We start from the raw sequence: 18,721 nt of genomic DNA, 5'->3' as shown, positions 1-18,721 counted from the left end.
CTAAATCGAAGCAGCCCGCAGCATGACCCGTTAAATGGCGGCGCTTCGCCGCTCCTTATTACATTGTAGTGTGGTAAAAGTAGTTACACTTTGATTCACATCTAAAAGCCAGACAGGTAAAATGTCACTAGTCTGAGTTTTAACAGACATTCTCCCATCATCACTTGAAAGGTCCAACCGTGCTAGAAGTCTATCGTCAGCATGTTGCAGAGCGCGCAGCACAGGGTATCCCAGCGCTTCCACTGAATGTGTCGCAAACAACCGATCTCATCGAGTTGTTGAAAAACCCACCAAAAGGGGAAGAGGCCTTTCTTGTCGACCTGATTACTTACCGCGTTCCTGCCGGTGTAGATAACGCAGCAAAAGTGAAGGCATCCTATTTAGCTGCAGTTGCGCACGGCACGGAAGTCTGCAGTTTAATCAGCCGTGCTCAGGCGACTGAACTATTGGGCACGATGTTAGGCGGCTTTAATATTGCTCCGCTGGTTGATTTATTGGATGACGAAGCCGTTGCCGCGATTGCCGCAGCTGCTTTATCTAAAACATTATTGATGTTTGATGCATTCCATGATGTTAAAACCAAAGCCGATGCAGGCAACGCTTTTGCTAAGCAAGTTTTACAATCATGGGCCGATGCGGAATGGTTTACCAGCCGACCGGCTGTGCCAGAAAAAGTAACACTGACTGTATTTAAAGTGTCTGGCGAAACCAATACCGATGATTTGTCGCCAGCCCCGGATGCTTGGTCACGCCCGGATATCCCATTGCACGCGCTTGCCATGCTCAAAAACCCACGCCCGGGTATTGAAGCTGATCAGCCAGGCAGCGTTGGCCCGATTAAACAACTGGATGCGCTAAAAGCCAAAGGCCACAAAATTGCTTATGTTGGCGATGTGGTTGGGACAGGTTCTTCACGTAAATCGGCAACCAATTCAGTGCTGTGGTTTACCGGCGACGATATTCCTTATGTGCCAAACAAGCGCTTTGGTGGTTTCTGCTTAGGTACAAAGATTGCCCCTATCTTCTTTAATACCATGGAAGACGCAGGTGCCTTGCCGATTGAAGTGGATGTTTCTACGCTTGAAACCGGTGATGTGATCGATGTTTACCCACTGGAAGGCAAAATCGAGAAAAACGGCGCGGTTGTTTCAACCTTTAGCCTGAAAACCGACGTGCTGCTGGATGAAGTGCGCGCTGGTGGCCGTATTCCATTGATTATTGGTCGTGGTTTAACTGATAAAGCACGCGAAGCCCTGGGCCTAGTGCCATCTGCCGTATTCAAACGCCCGGTTGCCCCGGTTGATTCTGGTAAAGGCTTTAGCCTGGCGCAGAAGATGGTCGGTAAAGCCTGTGGTGTGACCGGCGTTCGTCCTGGTACCTATTGTGAGCCACGCATGACTTCGGTGGGTTCGCAAGACACTACTGGCCCGATGACCCGTGATGAGCTGAAAGACTTGGCCTGCCTTGGCTTCTCTGCTGATCTGGTGATGCAATCGTTCTGCCATACCGCGGCTTACCCAAAGCCAGTGGATGTCAAAATGCACCACGAATTGCCAGAATTCATCTCGACCCGTGGCGGTGTATCGCTGCGTCCGGGTGATGGCGTGATTCACTCATGGCTAAACCGCTTGCTGTTACCAGATACCGTCGGCACAGGTGGCGACAGCCACACCCGCTTCCCGATTGGTATTTCCTTCCCGGCCGGCTCTGGCTTAGTGGCTTTTGCTGCAGCAACTGGTGTGATGCCACTGGATATGCCTGAATCGGTGCTGGTGCGCTTTAAGGGTGAAATGCAGCCAGGCATTACCCTGCGTGACTTAGTCAATGCCATCCCGCTGTACGCCATCAAGCAAGGCATGCTCACGGTAGAGAAAAAAGGTAAGAAAAATATTTTCTCTGGCCGCATTCTGGAAATCGAAGGCCTGCCTAAGCTGAAAGTTGAGCAAGCCTTTGAATTGTCCGATGCTTCCGCTGAGCGCTCGGCCGCGGGTTGTTCGGTACAGCTGGATAAAGAACCGATCGCTGAATACCTCACATCAAACATCACACTGATGAAGTGGATGATTGCTGAAGGCTATGCAGATGCCCGCACTCTGGCACGCCGTATTGCCGCGATGGAAGAATGGCTGACCAATCCGGTACTGATGCAACCCGATGCAGATGCGGAATACGCGACGATTATCGAAATTGATCTGGCGGATATCAAAGAGCCTATCGTCGCTTGCCCGAACGACCCAGATGATGTGAAGTTCTTGTCTGAAGTGGCTGGCGACACCATTGATGAAGTGTTTATCGGCTCTTGCATGACCAATATCGGTCACTTCCGTGCTGCTTCCAAGTTACTTGAAGGCAAGAGCGATATCCCGGTTCGTTTATGGATTGCTCCACCGACCAAAATGGATGCACAGCAGCTGACCGAAGAAGGTCATTACGGCGTATTAGGCCGCACCGGCGCGCGTATGGAAATGCCGGGCTGCTCATTGTGCATGGGTAACCAAGCACAAGTGCGTAAGGGCTCGACTGCGTTTTCCACCTCAACACGTAACTTCCCGAACCGCCTGGGGATTGATACCCGTGTTTATCTGGGGTCTGCCGAGCTGGCTTCGGTTTGCGCGATGCTGGGCAAGATTCCAACGCATGCAGAATACCTAGCAAACATTGGCATTCTTGAGCAAAAATCGTCTGAAGTGTACCGCTACTTAAATTTTGATCAAATCAAAAGCTATAGCGATATTGCAGCAGAAGTGAAGTAATCGTAGTGATGTAATAAAAACGAAGCCGCCACTTGCCATATGAAGTGGTGGCTTTTTAGATGATTTCGCAAGATAACTTGCCTAAAGTAGCTTGTTTCGGCGAAAATCACGATCCTTTGCGAGTCGGGCGCCATGCCCGGCTTTTTTATTGATGGCTTGCCCACCCATCTGATGTTCGCTGTGGATACAGCGGCAGTGGCAAGACCAACCTTCTCTTTTCGGGGGTGTGGGATATGTCTAATCTGGCAAACATTGCCGTTGTGCAAGACACAATCGATTCACAATTACCAGTAAGCGCTTATTTTGATGAGCAGCTTTATCAAGTAGAACAAGCCCTTTTATTTGCGAAAGGCCCGCGCTATATCGGCCATGAGCTGATGGTGCCCGAAGTGGGCGATTATCATGTTTTAGAAGCAGATAACGCCGCACGATATTTAAAGCGTAATCAGGATGGTGTAAGCCTTCTTTCTAATATTTGCCGCCACCGCCAGGCGCTGATGCTGGAAGGGCGTGGCAATCAGACGCACACCGTCTGCCCGATCCATCGCTGGACATACGACGCTAAAGGCGAGCTGCTTGGCGCGCCTCATTTTAAAAAAAATCCTTGCCTGCATTTGCCCAATACACCATTGCAAGCATGGAATGGCTTATTGTTTGAATCCGGCCGCGATATTGAAGGCGATTTAAAAAATTTAGGCGTTGCAAAAGATTTAGATTTTTCTAAATACGTTTTTCATAGCGTAGTGGTGGATGAATATGAAGGCAATTGGAAAACCTTTATTGAAGTTTATTTAGAAGATTATCATGTAGATCCATACCATCCGGGTTTAGGCCGCTTTGTTGAGTGCGCTGATCTGGCATGGGAATTTGGCGATTGGTATTCGGTGCAGACGGTTGGCGTTCATAATGCATTAGCTAAACCCGGCTCTAAAGTCTATGCAGACTGGCATGCCGAACTCATGCGCTATGGCCAGGGGAAAGCCCCAAAACACGGGGCAATTTGGCTGACTTATTATCCCAATATTATGGTGGAGTGGTATCCCCATACTTTAGTCATTTCAACCATTATCCCAACAGGGACCCGCAGCTATAAAAATGTAGTGGAATTTTATTACCCTGAAGATATTGCGTGGTTTGAGCCTGAATTATTAGCGGCTGAGCAAGCGGCATATGCTGAAACGGCAGTAGAAGATCAGGATATTATTCGCAGAATGGAAGCGGGGCGAAGTGCGCTGTATGCCGCAGGGCGCAATGAAGTTGGCCCGTACCAAAGCCCGATGGAAGATGGAATGCGCCATTTCCATGCTTTTTTAAGACGGGAATTAGGATCTGCTTTACGCTGAAATTAATCCCCCAATAAAGTCAATTACTGTTTTTGTTGGGGTTTGAAATTTTATTGAAAGCATTGCTGTATTTGCGATATTTAAATGGCATAATCACCCCTCCTTCAAAAACAATAGAAATAAAGTTAACAGGGGTGTTTATGCGTTTACTTGTTGCGCTTGGTTATATATTAATGGTCTCTTCTGCCAATGCAGAAATTCGGCCGGGTTTTATGGCTGATCTCTCTGCCGGAAGGTCTCAATATTCTGCTGAATCTGATCTTGACGTTGCGTTTTCTGCTCAACTGGCTTATCAGATTAATGCTAATTTAGCGATTGAAGGACAGTTTGTCGGTTTAGGTTTGGTAACGCCAATATTCGCTGGTTGGTTTGAGGAAAAAGTGAAATATACCCCTGAGAGTTATTACGGTATTTCTCTTGTCGGCAATTTGCCTTTGAATGAGCGCTTTGATTTATATGCAAAGTTGGGCGTGGGGCGGACCCTGTTTTCCAGCAGCCAAAAAAAATATGCCGATTACTCGGAGACAGATACTAATTTTGGCGCTGGTACCCGAATGAGGCTGGGGCAAAGTTGGTCTATGAAGTTTGAAGGTCAGTATTATAATAAAGCGAAAGTAACAACATGGCTTTTAGGCGTTGGTTATCACTTTTAAAGTCAGTCTGATTCATTGGATGTTTTTTATAGCGCTTGTTTTTATATTGAATTGATATTGAATTGTTCTAAACAGAAGAAATTATTTTTATTGGCTACTGTAACGCAGTAGCCAATTTAATTGTTAATCAGGCAAGGCCAGATTTTTAGGCCAAATCAGCCACAGCTGGCCGCTTTGCTTCATTTTCCCAGCCAGCTCACCTGCCGCATCGCCCGTTCCCCAAAAGAAATCAGCCCTTATTGTGCCGCGTATAGCCCCGCCGGTATCTTGCGCTGCTACCAGCCTGTGAATGCCTCCGCCATTGTCCGGCCGATCCGTGGCAATAAAACTCATACTACCCAGTGGGATCACGTTTTTATCCACGGCAATGCTGAAGCCAGCAGTCAGGGGGATATTTTGTGCGCCAACCGGCCCCTCATTAGAAGGGGGCAGGGTACGAAAAAAGACATAGCTTGGGTTGCTGTCCAGCAGGTTTTCAATGCGATCGGGGTGTGCATCTGCCCAGCTTCTGATAGACTGCATCGAAACATCTGCCGCTTTCAGCTCGCCTTGCTCCACCAGCCAGCGTCCTACTGGTTTATAGGGGTGACCATTTTGGTCGGCGTATCCCAGACGAAGCTCGTTACCCTCATTCAGACGAACACGCCCGGATCCTTGAATTTGCAAAAACTGTACATCCATCGGGCTTTCCAGCCATGCCAGCACAGGCGCATCAATGTTTTTCTTAACAATATCGCTGCGGCTGAAGTAGGGTAGTAATTTATTGCCGGCCAGACGTCCGCGCACGCGCTTTCCTTTTAGCTCAGGATAAAGCTCTGCCAGCTCTACGGTAATCATATCTTTAGGCGGCGCATAGACAGGATAAATTGCGCGATTGGTTTTTTGAGTGCTTCCCGGATACACAGGTTCGTAGTAACCGGTAATGAGTCCTGTCTGGCTGCCATCAGGATTGGTCAGATGATAGGGGGTAAAGTTAGATTCAATAAACTGACGTGCATCTTGCGCACTAATGTTGCTGGCTTTTTTACATAGCGCCAGCCAGGGCTCCTGGCGCAGCTTGGCGCAGGATTTTTTCCATGTAGCAAAGCTTGAGGCCAGATCGTCCCCGGGCCAGTTGGGCAGGTTTTGCCAGGTGCTCTGCTGATAAGGTAAAGCCGTTTGGGGTTCTGTGACCGATGGTGTGGATGGCTTGGCAGGCAAGGGGACTGGTGCAGTAGCACAGGCAGTAAAAAGCCCCGCTGCGATGGCGGCGAGGCTGAGGGAACGGGCTGAGCGAATATAAATCATGGTTCCTTTGGATCAAGTCCTTGCTTAAAGGCAGTAATCCCTGCTTTTTGCATTTCAAGGGTTTTAATGGTCATTTGCAGCATACCAACCTGCATAGAAAGCCACTGTTCAACAGTGCGGCATTCTGCAATTTTTCGGTCTATTTCTTCAATCGTCATGGGCGGTGTAAAGGGATTGCCCGCTGCTGGCTTGAAAAATTGGGAAAATAAGCCGAATGGATCATTAGGATTATATTCACTCATATTGTTCCCCTTGCTGAAAAATAAAAAAAGCCCAAGCCCCTGATTTAGTCAAATAATCATGAATCAGGGGGCAGGGCTTATATCGCTGCTTAGTCGCGTGCTGCTGCTTCAACAGCGGCTAATGCCGCCATATTCACAATACGGCGTACCGATGCTGTAGGCGTCAGAATATGTACAGGTGCTGCTAAGCCCATTAACATCGGGCCAATGGTTACCCCGTCACCGCAAGTCATTTTCAATAAATTGAAAGAAATATTTGCGGAATCTAGGTTCGGCATAATCAACAGATTGGCTTCACCTTTCAGCGTGGATGTTGGGAATACCTGCTGACGCACGGCTGCAGATAAAGCCGCGTCGCCATGCATTTCACCATCGACTTCAAGATCAGGTGCCCGCTCACGCAAAATGGCCAGAGTAGCGCGCATTTTACGTGCAGAAGGCGTATCCATACTGCCAAAATTAGAATGGCTGAGCAGAGCCACTTTAGGCTGAATACCAAACTTGCGTACGGTGTCTGCCGCCATTATGGTGATTTCAGCCAGCTCTTCCGGGTTTGGATCCTGGTTAACGTAAGTATCAGTGATAAATACATTACCTGTAGGCAAGAGCAGTGCATTCATCGCCGCCGTTACTTTGGCGTCTTTACGTAAGCCCAATACATTGCTTACATACCAGTGATGGCGCTGGTACTGACCATAAGTGCCACAAATCATGGCATCGGCTTCGCCACGCTTCAGCATCAAAGCACCGATCAGAGTGGTTTTGCGGCGAACTTCTGCTTTAGCCAGCTCTTCTGCCACACCACGACGCTTCATAATGTCGTGGTATTCCATCCAGTATTCGCGATAGCGCGGATCGTCTTCCTGGTTGCATAACTGAAAATCAACGCCCGCTTTGATGCGTAAGCCCAGCTTTTCGATGCGCTTTTCGATAATAGCAGGGCGGCCAATGATAATAGGCTGGCAAACACCCATATCCACGACTTCCTGCACTGCATGCAGGACGCGCTCATCTTCACCTTCGCAGAAAATAACCCGTTTATTGGCTTTTTTCGCTGCTGTAAATACCGGGCGCATGAATAAATTGGATTTGTAAACGAATTGCGTCAGCTCTTCGATATACACGCCCCAATCTTCAATCGGGCGGGTTGCTACGCCAGATTCCATTGCTGCGCGTGCAACTGCAGGCGCAATTTTAATGATCAGACGCGGATCAAATGGTTTTGGAATCAGGTAATCAGGGCCAAAGCTTAAGTTCTGGCCGCTGTAGGCATCAGCCACCACATCAGATTGCTCGGCATGCGCCAGCTCTGCAATGGCGTTAACTGCCGCATGCTTCATGGCTTCATTAATCGTGGTTGCGCCAACATCCAGCGCTCCGCGGAAAATAAAGGGGAAGCAAAGAACGTTGTTTACTTGGTTTGGATAATCTGAACGGCCAGTGCAAACAATGGCATCGCTGCGTGCAGCACGCGCATCCGGTGGCGTGATTTCCGGATCCGGATTAGCCAGCGCCAGAATCAGCGGGGTAGCCGACATCAGCTGAATCATGTCGCCTGTTACCAATCCTGCGCCAGATAAGCCCAAGAAAATATCTGCACCCACAAGCGCATCTTTCAGCGTACGGGATTCAGTATTTTGCGCATAGCGTTGCTTGGTTTCATCCAGCGGGCCACGGCCCGTATAAATAACGCCTTTGGAATCGCAAACGGTTACGTTTTCACGCTTTACGCCCAAAGAAACAAGCAAATCAAGGCATGCAATAGCAGCCGCACCTGCTCCTGATGCAACCAGTTTTACTTCATTAATTTTTTTACCGATCAGGCGTAAGCCATTGATTACCGCCGCACCAACAATAATCGCCGTGCCGTGCTGGTCATCATGGAAAACCGGGATTTTCATCCGCTCACGCAGCATTTTTTCAACGTAGAAGCATTCTGGCGCTTTGATGTCTTCTAAGTTAATACCGCCGAAAGTAGGCTCCAGCGAAGCAATAATTTCAACGAGTTTTTCCGGGTCTTTTTCTTCGATTTCGATATCGAATACATCAATACCGGCAAACTTTTTAAAGAGTACGCCTTTGCCTTCCATGACTGGCTTGCTCGCCAACGGGCCAATATCGCCCAAACCGAGTACTGCAGTGCCATTGGTGATGACCGCGACTAAATTGCCACGCGCTGTAAGATTTCGCGCTTCGTTAGGATCTTCAACGATGGCATCGCATGCAGCCGCAACGCCAGGAGAGTAGGCCAGTGCTAAATCGCGCTGGCTGGATAAAGCCTTGGTAGGCGAGACCTGAATCTTACCCGGCTTTGGAAAGCGGTGATATTCGAGGGCTTTCTTGCGAATTTCTTCGTCCATATTTGTATCCCTTGTCAAAAGCTGATGAGCTTATATAGATGCTGTGCTTTCTTTAAAGCGCTTGTAATCAGGTGTTTCAGTAGTTGTTAAATATTTTACTAATACTTCACTGAAACACTTTCATTTCCTAACCAACTTTTTAATTCTGCCAGTAGTTCATCATGCAATGTAACTCTCCAGCTTTCACCAAGAGAAAGAGTGCATGCGGCTTCGGCATTTTGATAATCCACCTCAACAGGGCACTCGCCGCCGCGATGAAGTGAAAGCAAGCTTTTTAGCCTTTGAGCATCCATCCCCTGGCGCATGCCCAAAGTCATACTGCGCGCAAAACGACTGCGCGCCTCTGCAATATCATAAATAGTATCAGCAATAATACGTAAGCCCCCTGAAAACCTATCCTCAGAAACCTTACCCTCTATCACTAAGAGCGTGTCTTCCTTGATTTTGTTCCGGTTGGCTTCAAATACTTCTGAATAAACGGTGACATCCCGGCGAGATTTGCCATCATCCAGCGTGACAAAAGCCATCCGGCCCCGGTCACCGTTTTTAATGCGTAAGCCACTCACAATGCCGGTAATCATTTGCGGTGTACGGCTTGGCTCCAGCCGCTCAAGTGATGATTTAATAAACTGACGAATCCCTTTGGCATGGGCATCAAAGGGGTGGCCAGAAATATAAAACCCGACGGCATTTTTCTCTTCGGCCAGCTTAATGCGCTCATCCCACTCCGGCACTTCAATTAAGGCAACCTGGGGTACATCAACAGCCTCAAGCATATCAAACAGGCTGGATTGATTTTTATTGGCCGCTTCGCTCTCCGCCAGCGCCATCGCCTGCTCTACATTGGCCAGAAGCCGCGCACGGTGCGGGTCCAGCTGATCAAATGCCCCCGCACGAATTAAAGCTTCGAGGGTGCGCTTATTCACCTCGCGCTTTTCGGTGCGGCGGCAAAAATCGTATAAATCAGTAAAGGGGCCGTTGGCTTCCCGTTCACGAACAATCATTTGTACGGCAGATTCGCCCACACCTTTAATGGCCCCCAATGCATAGCGGATTTCCTTGCGGGAAACCGGCACAAACTTGTGAAAACTTTGATTGACATCGGGCGGCAATAAAATGAGTTTGTTCGTTTCAACACTGTCGTCGTAGAACACTTTTAGCTGATCGGTGTTATCCAGCTCCGAGCTCATCGTGGCGGCCATAAAAGCGGCACAGTGGTGCGCTTTCAGCCATGCCGTATGATAGGAAACCACGGCATAGGCGGCCGTATGCGATTTATTAAAACCGTATTCGGCAAACTTCGCCATCAAGTCAAACAGCTGCTCGGCAAGCTTCGGGTCGTACCCTTTGAGCGCAGCGCCCTGGGCTATTTTTTCCCGGTGCTCGGCCATTTCTTCCGGTTTTTTCTTACCCATAGCCCGGCGTAGCATATCCGCGCCACCCAGAGTATAGCCACCGATAATCTGGGAGATCTGCATCACCTGCTCTTGATACACGATCACGCCATAGGTCGGGTCGAGACAAGCCGTCAGGTCTGGGTGGAAGTAATCCACTTCTTCCAGTTTATTTTTACGATTAATAAAGGTGTCTACCATCCCGGAGCCCAATGGGCCAGGGCGGTAAAGCGCCAATACCGCAATAATATCTTCAAAGCGGTCTGGCTTCAGCTTGGCCAGCAAGCGCTTCATCCCGTCCGATTCCACCTGAAACACGGCCGTGGTATTGGCGTCGCGGAAAATCTTATAAGCGGCCTGGTCTTCAAAGCCCAGCAGCATTAAATCAGGCGCACTGCCTTCCATATCACGGATATAGCTGAGTGCCAGCTCGATAATGGTTAAGTTGCGTAAACCCAAAAAGTCGAACTTCACCAGACCGATTTTTTCAACGTCGTCTTTATCCAGCATGGAAACAGGCGAAGAATCCGCGCCAGAGGCCAGATAAATAGGGCAGAAGTCAGTAATTTTGCCCGGCGCAATCAAAACGCCCCCGGCATGCATACCAATATTACGCGTCAGACCTTCCAGCTTTTTGGCCAGCACCCAAAGCTCTTTAACTTCGTCTTCTGTTTCAACCCGCTGCTTTAAAATGGGCTCCATTTCCAGCGCATCATCAAGACTGTACTGCTTGCCCGGCGCAGCAGGAATCAGCTTGGATAAGCCATCACAAAACATATAAGGCAAATCAAGCACGCGGCCCACATCCCGTACTACGGCTTTGGCGGCCATGGTACCGAAGGTAGCAATCTGGCTGACCGCTTCTACGCCATATTTTTCACGCACATACTCGATCACGCGCCAGCGGTTTTCCTGACAAAAGTCGATATCGAAGTCGGGCATGGAGACGCGTTCCGGGTTCAGAAAGCGCTCGAAGAGCAGGGCGTAAGCAGTAGGGTCAATGTCGGTAATGCCAAGGCTGTACGCCACCAAAGATCCCGCACCCGAACCACGGCCCGGCCCCACAGGGCAGCCATTGTGTTTGGCCCAGATAATAAAGTCGGCAACGATCAGGAAGTAGCCGGGGAAGCCCATTTGCACAATGGTATCTGTTTCAAATTTCAGCCGGTCTAAATAACGCGGGCGCTCGGCATCCCGTTTGGCTTCATCCGGATATAGCAGCTGCAGACGGGTTTCAAGACCCCGCTTTGCTTCAAATACCAGAAAATCATCCAGCGTCATGCCATCAGGTGTAGGGAAATCTGGCAAATAGTTTTTGCCAAGCGTCACTGATAAATTACAGCGCTCGGCAATGGCAACACTATTGGCAAGTGCTTCAGGCACGTCTGCAAATAATTCGGCCATTTCGCTGGCCGATTTGAAATATTGCTCTTCAGTAAACAGGCGGGGGCGGCGTTTATCCGACACCATATTGCCTTCTGCAATACAGACACGTGCTTCGTGCGCTTTAAAGTCATCCCTGTCCATAAATTGCACGGGATGAGTGGCGACAACGGGCAGATCGAGATCAGAGGCTAAATCCAGATGGCCTTGCACACTGGGCTCGCAGGTAGGAAACCCCCTGCGTTGCAACTCCAGATAAAAACGATCAGGAAAAGTGTCTGCCCACCAGCGGGTGGCCGCGAGGGCTGCATCGTACTGCCCGCCGATCAGAAGCTGGCCAATTTCCCCCAGGCTTGCGCCAGAGAGGCAAATCAGCTCGCTGTTATCCCCTTCAGTGAGCCATTCTTTTTTCAGCTCGGCCCGGCCACGATACTGGTTGTTCCGAAATGCATTCGATAATAAGTCGCAAAGCCGCCCGTATCCTGCGCGGCTTTTGCAAATAAGCAGAATACGGAAGGGGACGTCCCGGTCTTCCGGGTTTTCAACCCATGCATCAATACCAACAATGGGTTTAATCCCCGCTTCACGGCAGGCTTTGTAATGCTTCACCATTCCAAAGAGATTCATTAAATCAGAAACACCAAGCGCGGGCATGCCGCCAGATTTTGCGGCTTTAACCGCATCATCCAGGCGCACGATGCCGTCGGTGACTGAAAACTCGGAATGGAGGCGTAAATGGATAAAGGAGGGCGAATTCATCGCGGCATTTTATCACTCATCGCGCTTTGAGCCACAGGAAACATCGCACAGATCATTTCACACAGCATATCGCCCCTCTGAGTGCTAGAATAAGGCCACTAAATCCTTGCTGTGAGGTGTTTTATGGAAGTTTCTGCAAGCAGCGCCACAGTGCAAAATACAGCGGCACTGATGATGGCTAAAAAATCGATGGATATACAGGCACAATCTGCCTTAAGTTTACTCAGCGCTGTACCTGAAGCGCCAAAATGCAACAATCCTTCCGGGCTTGGAAGTCTTGTAGATACAAGGGCTTAGTGTGTTTTTTTCAGGGCGGCCTGAATATTTTGTTGCACTGCACAAAATGGTTTGACTCCGGGTGGGTAATGCCTCCATAATGAATTGCATTGTTGCACTGCACAACCGGAGAAACCACCATGTTTAAAGACCTGTTTAAAACCCCACAATTCAATCCTAAGCAATTTGCTGATTTTGGCCAGGCTAATTTGGAAAAATCCCTGCGCCTTACAAATATCGCACTGAGCAGTGTAGAACGTTTAGTTAACCTGCAAATTGGCATTACCCGCGATTTAATCGCTGAAAATGCAGAAACAACCAAAACATTGTCTGCCGTAAAAGATGTTCAAGGTTTGGTGGCTTTCCAGCGCCAGCTTGCGCAGCCTTCAGTTGAAAAAAGCCTAGCAGTGGCACGCAATGTATTTGACGCTGCAAGCGCAACACAACAAGAATTAAACAGCCTGATCGAAGAGCAAGTTTTAGAATTCAACAAAAACTTGCTGGCTACTTTAGATAAAGCCACTGAAAACGCTCCAGCGGGTTCAGGTGTGGCAGTTAATGCACTGCGTAACGTTGTTGAAACGGCCAGCAATACCTATGACGCTGTTTCTAAAACAGGTCAAAAAATCGCATCCGAATTAGTCAGCGCAACTGTAAATGCAGCTGAAGCGGGCGCAAAAGTCGTTGCTACAAAAGCATCGGCATAAGCCATTCGTTTTAAATAAAAAAAGACACCGCAAGGTGTCTTTTTTTATGGCTAAAAGATTGATCATAGTTGTTCAATCAGACGATCAAGCAATTGCCCCATCGTTAAACCCTGTTCTGCAGCAACGCGCTTTAGTTTTTCACGCGTAGCAATATCCACCATTGCATTAAATTGCACGGGTGTTGTTAAACTCATATTTTTTAAACCCGCCTGAAAACGGGCTTTTCTGCTGGCTCTCTGGCGCTCAGCAGCCGTCATGGCGCGCTCCCCAAGAGGAGGGCGCCCACGTCTCTTAGCCGTCGGCATGCCGGGTAATTCAGCAGTTTTAGTATCTTCGATCTGACGCATATTACTTTGTGATCATTTAAGGCGGACGCCATTTTAGTGACTGAATGTGTCAGTTGTCACGTTTTGAATGTGTAGCTTTTACCCCAGCCAATGGATTGACAACTACAAACACCAATAGAACAAAGGCATGGCAAGCATTTCAGGCCTGATGAATATTTACTTTGCCCCTGGAAAGGTCTCAATAAAACATTAGGAATAAATACTGAACTTCACTTAAGCATAGAAAAAATCAGCATACAAATCCTGATTCAAGGAATTAAAATTTCAACATTCATACTGCAGAGCGTTATAGACAGCTTAACACTCATGGCTTTTTAGCACCTGAAGCGCTAGGGTTTTTTACTGGCCTTCAAAATCATCCTTTAAATCAACGAAGGATCTTATTATTTCAGTACGGCAGCATAGCGTTGATGAAGGGTTGATAAGAATAACATTGCCGCTAAGATCCGATGTATTTAACTTTACATAATATACATTATGCGAACAAATATAAAATGATCAAATGCAGTTTGATATTTATCAAGTGGCCTTAGGCTGCCCGGTATATTCTGTAGATGTTCGCTTTACCCATGTGAACCAGCAGCAAGTTCGCAGGTCCCAATTGATTAGTGATTTTAAAGCCGTTTATACAGTTTCTCTGGAGATGAAAAATGACTGTTTCTAACATTCAAGAACTCGATGCACTGATGGCGCGGGTTAAAAAAGCGCAGCAGCTTTTTGCTACATACTCACAAGAACAAGTTGACAAGATTTTCCGTGCCGCTGCACTGGCTGCCGCAGATGCGCGCTTGCCACTGGCCAAGCTTGCCGTTGCAGAAACTGGCATGGGCGTACTTGAAGATAAAGTAATTAAAAATCACTTTGCTTCTGAATATATTTATAACGCGTACAAAGATGAAAAAACCTGCGGCATTTTGTCTCAGGATGACGCGTACGGCATTATCACTATCGCAGAGCCTATCGGGATCATTTGCGGGATCGTGCCAACAACCAACCCTACTTCTACCGCCATTTTTAAAGCGCTGATTGCACTTAAAACCCGTAATGGTATTGTTTTCAGCCCACACCCGCGTGCAAAAGGCTCAACCTGTGAAGCAGCACGTATTGTGCTGGATGCAGCTGTAGCGGCTGGCGCGCCACGCGATATTATCGGCTGGATTGATCAGCCAACTGTTGAGCTGTCTAACCAGCTGATGAAACACAAAGACATCAACCTTATTTTGGCCACAGGCGGCCCGGGCATGGTTCGTGCAGCCTACTCATCCGGCAAGCCAGCCATTGGTGTGGGGGCTGGCAATACACCGGTTGTGATCGATGAAACCGCTGACATCAAACGCGCTGTTGCTTCTATTCTAATGTCCAAAACCTTCGATAACGGCGTTGTGTGTGCCTCTGAGCAATCTGTCATCGTGGTTGACAGTGTTTATGAAGCAATGAAAGCCCGTTTTGCGCAAAGTGGTGGCCATATCTTAAGCAAGAAAGAAGCTGAAGCTGTGCGTAAAGTTATTCTGATTGAGGGCAATCTGAATGCAGGTGTTGTGGGTCAGGCTGCAGTTAAGATTGCAGAAATGGCCGGTATTAAAGTGCCTAGTTACACAAAGATTCTGATTGCTGAAGTCACATCAACCGGCGAAGAAGAAGCTTTTGCTCACGAAAAACTATCCCCGACTTTAGCCATGTACCGCGCTAAAGACTTTTACGAGGCCGTATCCAAGGCTGAAGCATTGGTTGCTCTGGGTGGGATTGGCCATACCTCCGCGCTTTATACCGATCAGGATCAGCAGCACGAACGCATTGCTTATTTTGGCGACAAAATGAAAACTGCCCGTATTCTGATTAACTCCCCTGCTTCGCAAGGCGGGATTGGCGACTTGTACAACTTTAAGCTGGCTCCGTCGTTAACGCTGGGTTGTGGTTCATGGGGGGGTAATTCGATCTCTGAGAACGTGGGTCCAAAACACCTGATCAACACCAAAACTGTCGCTAAACGGGCCGAAAACATGTTGTGGCACAAACTTCCTAAAAACATCTACTTCCGTCGTGGTTGTCTGCCATTTGCCCTTGCTGATCTGACTGGCAAAAAACGTGCAACTGTTGTGACCGGACCTTACCTGTTTGCCAATGGCTACTGCGATGAAACCATCAAAGTGCTGAAGCAAATGGGCATGGAAGTCGAAGTATTCCACGAAGTTGAAGCCGATCCGACATTAGAAGTGGTTCGTAAAGGCGTGCATTCGTTGAACATGTTTAAACCTGACGTAATTATTGCGCTAGGTGGCGGCTCGCCAATGGATGCGGCAAAAATTATGTGGGTGATGTACGAGCATCCTGAAGTTCACTTTGAAGACCTTGCCCTGCGCTTTATGGATATCACTAAGCGTATTTACAAGTTCCCTAAAATGGGCATCAAAGCTGAACTGGTTGCGATTCCAACCACATCAGGTACTGGCTCAGAAGTGACCCCGTTTGCGGTGGTTACAGATGAAAAAACCGGCATGAAATACCCGATTGCCGATTACGAGCTCACACCAAACATGGCGATTATTGATGCCGATTTAGTGATGAATATGCCAAAAAGCCTGACTGCCTTTGGTGGGATTGATGCGGTAACACACGCTTTAGAAGCTTATGTATCCGTATTGGCAAATGAGTACTCTGATCCGCAGGCACTGCAGTCACTGAAACTGCTGAAAGAAAACTTACCATCGTCTTATATTAATGGTGCAAAAGATCCAAAAGCACGCGAGCTGGTACACAATGCTTCAACCATCGCCGGTATTGCGTTTGCCAATGCATTCCTGGGGGTTTGTCACTCCATGGCGCATAAGCTGGGTGCAGAGTTCCATCTGGCACACGGTCTGGCCAATGCCCTGCTGATTTCTAACGTAATTCGTTTCAATTCGGCAGACATTCCAACCAAGCAAACTGCATTCAGCCAGTACGATCGCCCGCAAGCGCGTTGCCGTTATGCTGATATTGCTGAACACCTTGGCCTTGGCGGCAAGAATGATGAGCAAAAAGTAGCAAACCTGATTGCCTGGGTTGAAGAGCTGAAAACAACGATTCAAATACCTGCTTCGATTAAAGAAGCGGGTGTACCTGAAGCGCTGTTCCTCTCTAAAGTGGATCAACTGGCTGAAGAAGCGTTTGACGATCAATGTACCGGTGCTAACCCGCGTTACCCATTGATTTCAGAGCTGAAACAACTCTTGCTGGACAGCTACTACGGTAACGCTTTTGTAGAAAACCATCTGCGTGAAGAGCAAGCTGCTAAATAAGCACCGAGCTGATAGAAAACCCCGCCAATGCGGGTTTTTTTTGCGCTTTATTCTGCCGCAGACAAATTCCAGAAGACTTGCTTGATATACGGGCGCTTGGTCATTTGTGCGATCAGGGCATCCAGCTTGCCCGAATCCACCGAAGTAGAAAGCAACGTGGCCGTGATTTCGACGTCATCATCGCCAAAAGGCTCCACATCCAGATCCCCAAGGGGGTACTGAGCTTGTTCCAGCAGGGACTCCAGCGCACTTAAAGCATGTTTTTGCCTGTCGCCATCCACAATCATACAGATCTGGTAACTCACCTCGCCTGTCTGATCGTTAACCGGCGTGCGGTTAATGGCGTTCACTACGGGGCGTAATAAAGTATTGGCCGCCAGCACAAATACCGCAGCCATCAGCGCGTCTGCAATCATGCCAGCCCCTGCGCAGGCGCCAACAGCCGCAGAGCCCCACAATGTGGCGGCGGTATTCAGCCCGCGCACATTCAGCCCCTCTTTCATAATGGTACCTGCACCCAAAAACCCTACGCCAGAAACCACGTAGGCGGCAACATGTGCGGCACTGCTTGGCCCGTTTAAACGGTAAGCCAGCCCCACAAACACGGCAGCAGCCAGCGATACCAGAGTATTGGTGCGCAAACCGGCAGTGCGCTGCCGGTACTGCCGCTCATAACCGATGATTGAGCCCAGAATAAAAGCGGTACTCAAATTTAAAAAAGAATTAAACAACAGGTTTAGATCAAAACTCTGCGAAAAATGCATGCGCAGCTCCTTTTAGCGAATCAATAAGGGCAAGAATGAATCTTGCCCCTGGTTCATTTAAGAATTACTGCCAGCCATAACGCCTTGCGTAAATACCCTTCATGATTTACGTGAGCGTGATATAGCCCAGCAAAATAGCAATCAGGCAAGGAAAATAGGCCAAAGGCAATGCCTGCAGCTTGAAGTAATGCGCCCAAGGGGCATAGGCAACAAAATACCAATCGCCATAATTAGTGCAGTCACGGCCAGCAAGGCCATGCGGCACGGCTTTGAATAAATGGCAATTTACGTGTGCGTAATAAGTTCACCGCCAGTGTTTGAGACAATATGCATTCAATAAACCAGCCCGATTAAAATAATGACTGTGCAAATTAGAAATTCAATAAACGATTGTTAATCAGGCGCATATGCATACCTTCGTCACGGCAAAATGGCGACGTTGAGACACGCTATTGATGATGGTTTCACGCCATCAAAAATCACTCCGCGCTAAGTGCCAAAAAATGGGGATGGCGTAGGCAAGCAATCCTGATCCGGATGCTTAACAGTCATCGTTACCGTCAATGCGGCAAGATAACGGCAGAATGCAACCTTGCCGCTAGCGATCGATAGAAGATCGACGACTTAACTGTCCACGAGGGGCCTCCATATAATATTGACGGGTGAACCATACGCCTTCAGAGAAAAAACGTCCGCACGGGGAGGTAATGTGCAAATTTTACAAATCATCTCAGTAAGCAATACAACGAAAAACCTGCCAGGCGCATATGGTGTAAGCGCCTAGCCCTCCCATCTAAACGCCCTTTCCTTTTTTCGTCATGCTGAGGTTTTTATCAAGCAGGAGGATTTATGGGGGATTTGCAGACGCGGCGCGGGGAGTGGCTACTGCGCGTGGCTCAGTGGCGGGAGAGCGGCTTGTCGCAAAGTGCTTTTTGTCGATTGCACCACCTCAAACTGGCGACGCTTAGCTATTGGATTGCGCGCAGCAATAAATCTACCAGCACGGCTCAAGAACAACCGCTGACGCTGGTCGCCGCACAATGGCCTAAAAGCCCCGTGATGGTGCTTACCCACTCTCATTGTCGACTAGAGCTACCCGCCAATATCGCCCCAGAATGGCTGGCACAGCTGATCAGAGGGCTGGCCTAATGCAGCTTCCTGCCTCTTTGCTCTTG

The 18,721-nt window shown here is 48.5% G+C and carries 14 protein-coding genes; 7 read left to right on the top strand and 7 right to left on the bottom strand.

The features are described 5' to 3' along the window. Positions 1-179: 179 nt before the first annotated feature. The 3 genes from acnB to CSQ88_RS00060 all read left to right on the top strand — a co-directional run bounded on the left by acnB (position 180) and on the right by CSQ88_RS00060 (position 4,749). On the top strand, positions 180-2,753 hold the full coding sequence (gene acnB, locus CSQ88_RS00070) for a bifunctional aconitate hydratase 2/2-methylisocitrate dehydratase (protein WP_099396085.1): 2,574 nt from the start codon (positions 180-182) through the stop codon (positions 2,751-2,753). Positions 2,754-2,986: 233 nt separating this feature from the next. Further along, positions 2,987-4,096 carry an aromatic ring-hydroxylating dioxygenase subunit alpha gene (locus CSQ88_RS00065; RefSeq protein ID WP_099396084.1) on the top strand — a complete coding sequence of 370 codons (1,110 nt, stop codon included), beginning with the start codon at positions 2,987-2,989 and terminating at the stop codon, positions 4,094-4,096. A 53-nt stretch (positions 4,097-4,149) separates the two neighbouring features. After that, entirely contained in the window at positions 4,150-4,749 is a 600-nt protein-coding gene (locus CSQ88_RS00060; protein WP_180273468.1) for a porin family protein, read from the top strand. A 123-nt stretch (positions 4,750-4,872) separates the two neighbouring features. On the opposite strand, the gene CSQ88_RS00055 is transcribed toward CSQ88_RS00060, so the two are convergent. From CSQ88_RS00055 to dnaE, 4 genes are all read right to left on the bottom strand, one after another. Further along, positions 4,873-6,036 (bottom strand): murein transglycosylase A, encoded by a 1,164-nt coding sequence (locus tag CSQ88_RS00055; protein WP_099396082.1) that lies wholly within the window; start codon positions 6,034-6,036, stop codon positions 4,873-4,875. Beyond that, positions 6,033-6,278: a PhaM family polyhydroxyalkanoate granule multifunctional regulatory protein gene (locus tag CSQ88_RS00050; RefSeq protein WP_099396081.1), complete on the bottom strand. Its 246-nt coding sequence runs from the start codon at positions 6,276-6,278 to the stop codon at positions 6,033-6,035. The genes CSQ88_RS00055 and CSQ88_RS00050 overlap by 4 nt, the downstream gene beginning before the upstream one ends. Positions 6,279-6,367: 89 nt before the next feature. Beyond that, positions 6,368-8,638 carry an NADP-dependent malic enzyme gene (locus tag CSQ88_RS00045; RefSeq protein WP_099396080.1) on the bottom strand — a complete coding sequence of 757 codons (2,271 nt, stop codon included), beginning with the start codon at positions 8,636-8,638 and terminating at the stop codon, positions 6,368-6,370. Between the two features lie 98 nt (positions 8,639-8,736). After that, positions 8,737-12,174, bottom strand: coding sequence for a DNA polymerase III subunit alpha (gene dnaE, locus CSQ88_RS00040; protein WP_099396079.1), 3,438 nt, complete (start codon positions 12,172-12,174; stop codon positions 8,737-8,739). Positions 12,175-12,297: 123 nt separating this feature from the next. Here dnaE and CSQ88_RS23610 point away from each other — a divergent pair, with 123 nt between their 5' ends. Then, positions 12,298-12,471, top strand: a complete 174-nt coding sequence (locus CSQ88_RS23610) for a putative motility protein (protein ID WP_099396078.1) — start codon at positions 12,298-12,300, stop codon at positions 12,469-12,471. Positions 12,472-12,590: 119 nt separating this feature from the next. Further along, a complete protein-coding gene (locus CSQ88_RS00030; RefSeq protein WP_099396077.1) occupies positions 12,591-13,157 on the top strand; it encodes a phasin family protein in 567 nt (188 codons plus the stop codon). A 62-nt stretch (positions 13,158-13,219) separates the two neighbouring features. Here CSQ88_RS00030 and CSQ88_RS00025 read toward each other — a convergent pair whose 3' ends face one another. Next, the gene (locus tag CSQ88_RS00025; RefSeq protein ID WP_046350134.1) at positions 13,220-13,504 is read right to left on the bottom strand and encodes a hypothetical protein; all 285 of its coding nucleotides are present in this window, start codon (positions 13,502-13,504) and stop codon (positions 13,220-13,222) included. A gap of 650 nt (positions 13,505-14,154) precedes the next feature. Here CSQ88_RS00025 and adhE point away from each other — a divergent pair. Next, the gene (gene adhE / locus CSQ88_RS00020) at positions 14,155-16,782 is read left to right on the top strand and encodes a bifunctional acetaldehyde-CoA/alcohol dehydrogenase (RefSeq protein ID WP_099396076.1); all 2,628 of its coding nucleotides are present in this window, start codon (positions 14,155-14,157) and stop codon (positions 16,780-16,782) included. A 47-nt stretch (positions 16,783-16,829) separates the two neighbouring features. On the opposite strand, the gene CSQ88_RS00015 is transcribed toward adhE, so the two are convergent. Further along, entirely contained in the window at positions 16,830-17,546 is a 717-nt protein-coding gene (locus tag CSQ88_RS00015) for an MgtC/SapB family protein (protein ID WP_099396075.1), read from the bottom strand. A 106-nt stretch (positions 17,547-17,652) separates the two neighbouring features. Then, on the bottom strand, positions 17,653-17,811 hold the full coding sequence (locus CSQ88_RS23125) for a hypothetical protein (protein ID WP_218962960.1): 159 nt from the start codon (positions 17,809-17,811) through the stop codon (positions 17,653-17,655). Between the two features lie 584 nt (positions 17,812-18,395). Between CSQ88_RS23125 and CSQ88_RS00005 the strand changes: the two genes are divergently transcribed. Continuing rightward, positions 18,396-18,695 carry a hypothetical protein gene (locus CSQ88_RS00005; RefSeq protein WP_099396074.1) on the top strand — a complete coding sequence of 100 codons (300 nt, stop codon included), beginning with the start codon at positions 18,396-18,398 and terminating at the stop codon, positions 18,693-18,695. Positions 18,696-18,721 lie beyond the last annotated feature (26 nt).

The sequence above is a fragment of the Iodobacter sp. BJB302 genome (assembly GCF_002735645.1).
In the GTDB taxonomy this organism is placed as follows: domain Bacteria; phylum Pseudomonadota; class Gammaproteobacteria; order Burkholderiales; family Chitinibacteraceae; genus Iodobacter.
This window is presented reverse-complemented; position numbering and strand designations above follow the sequence as displayed.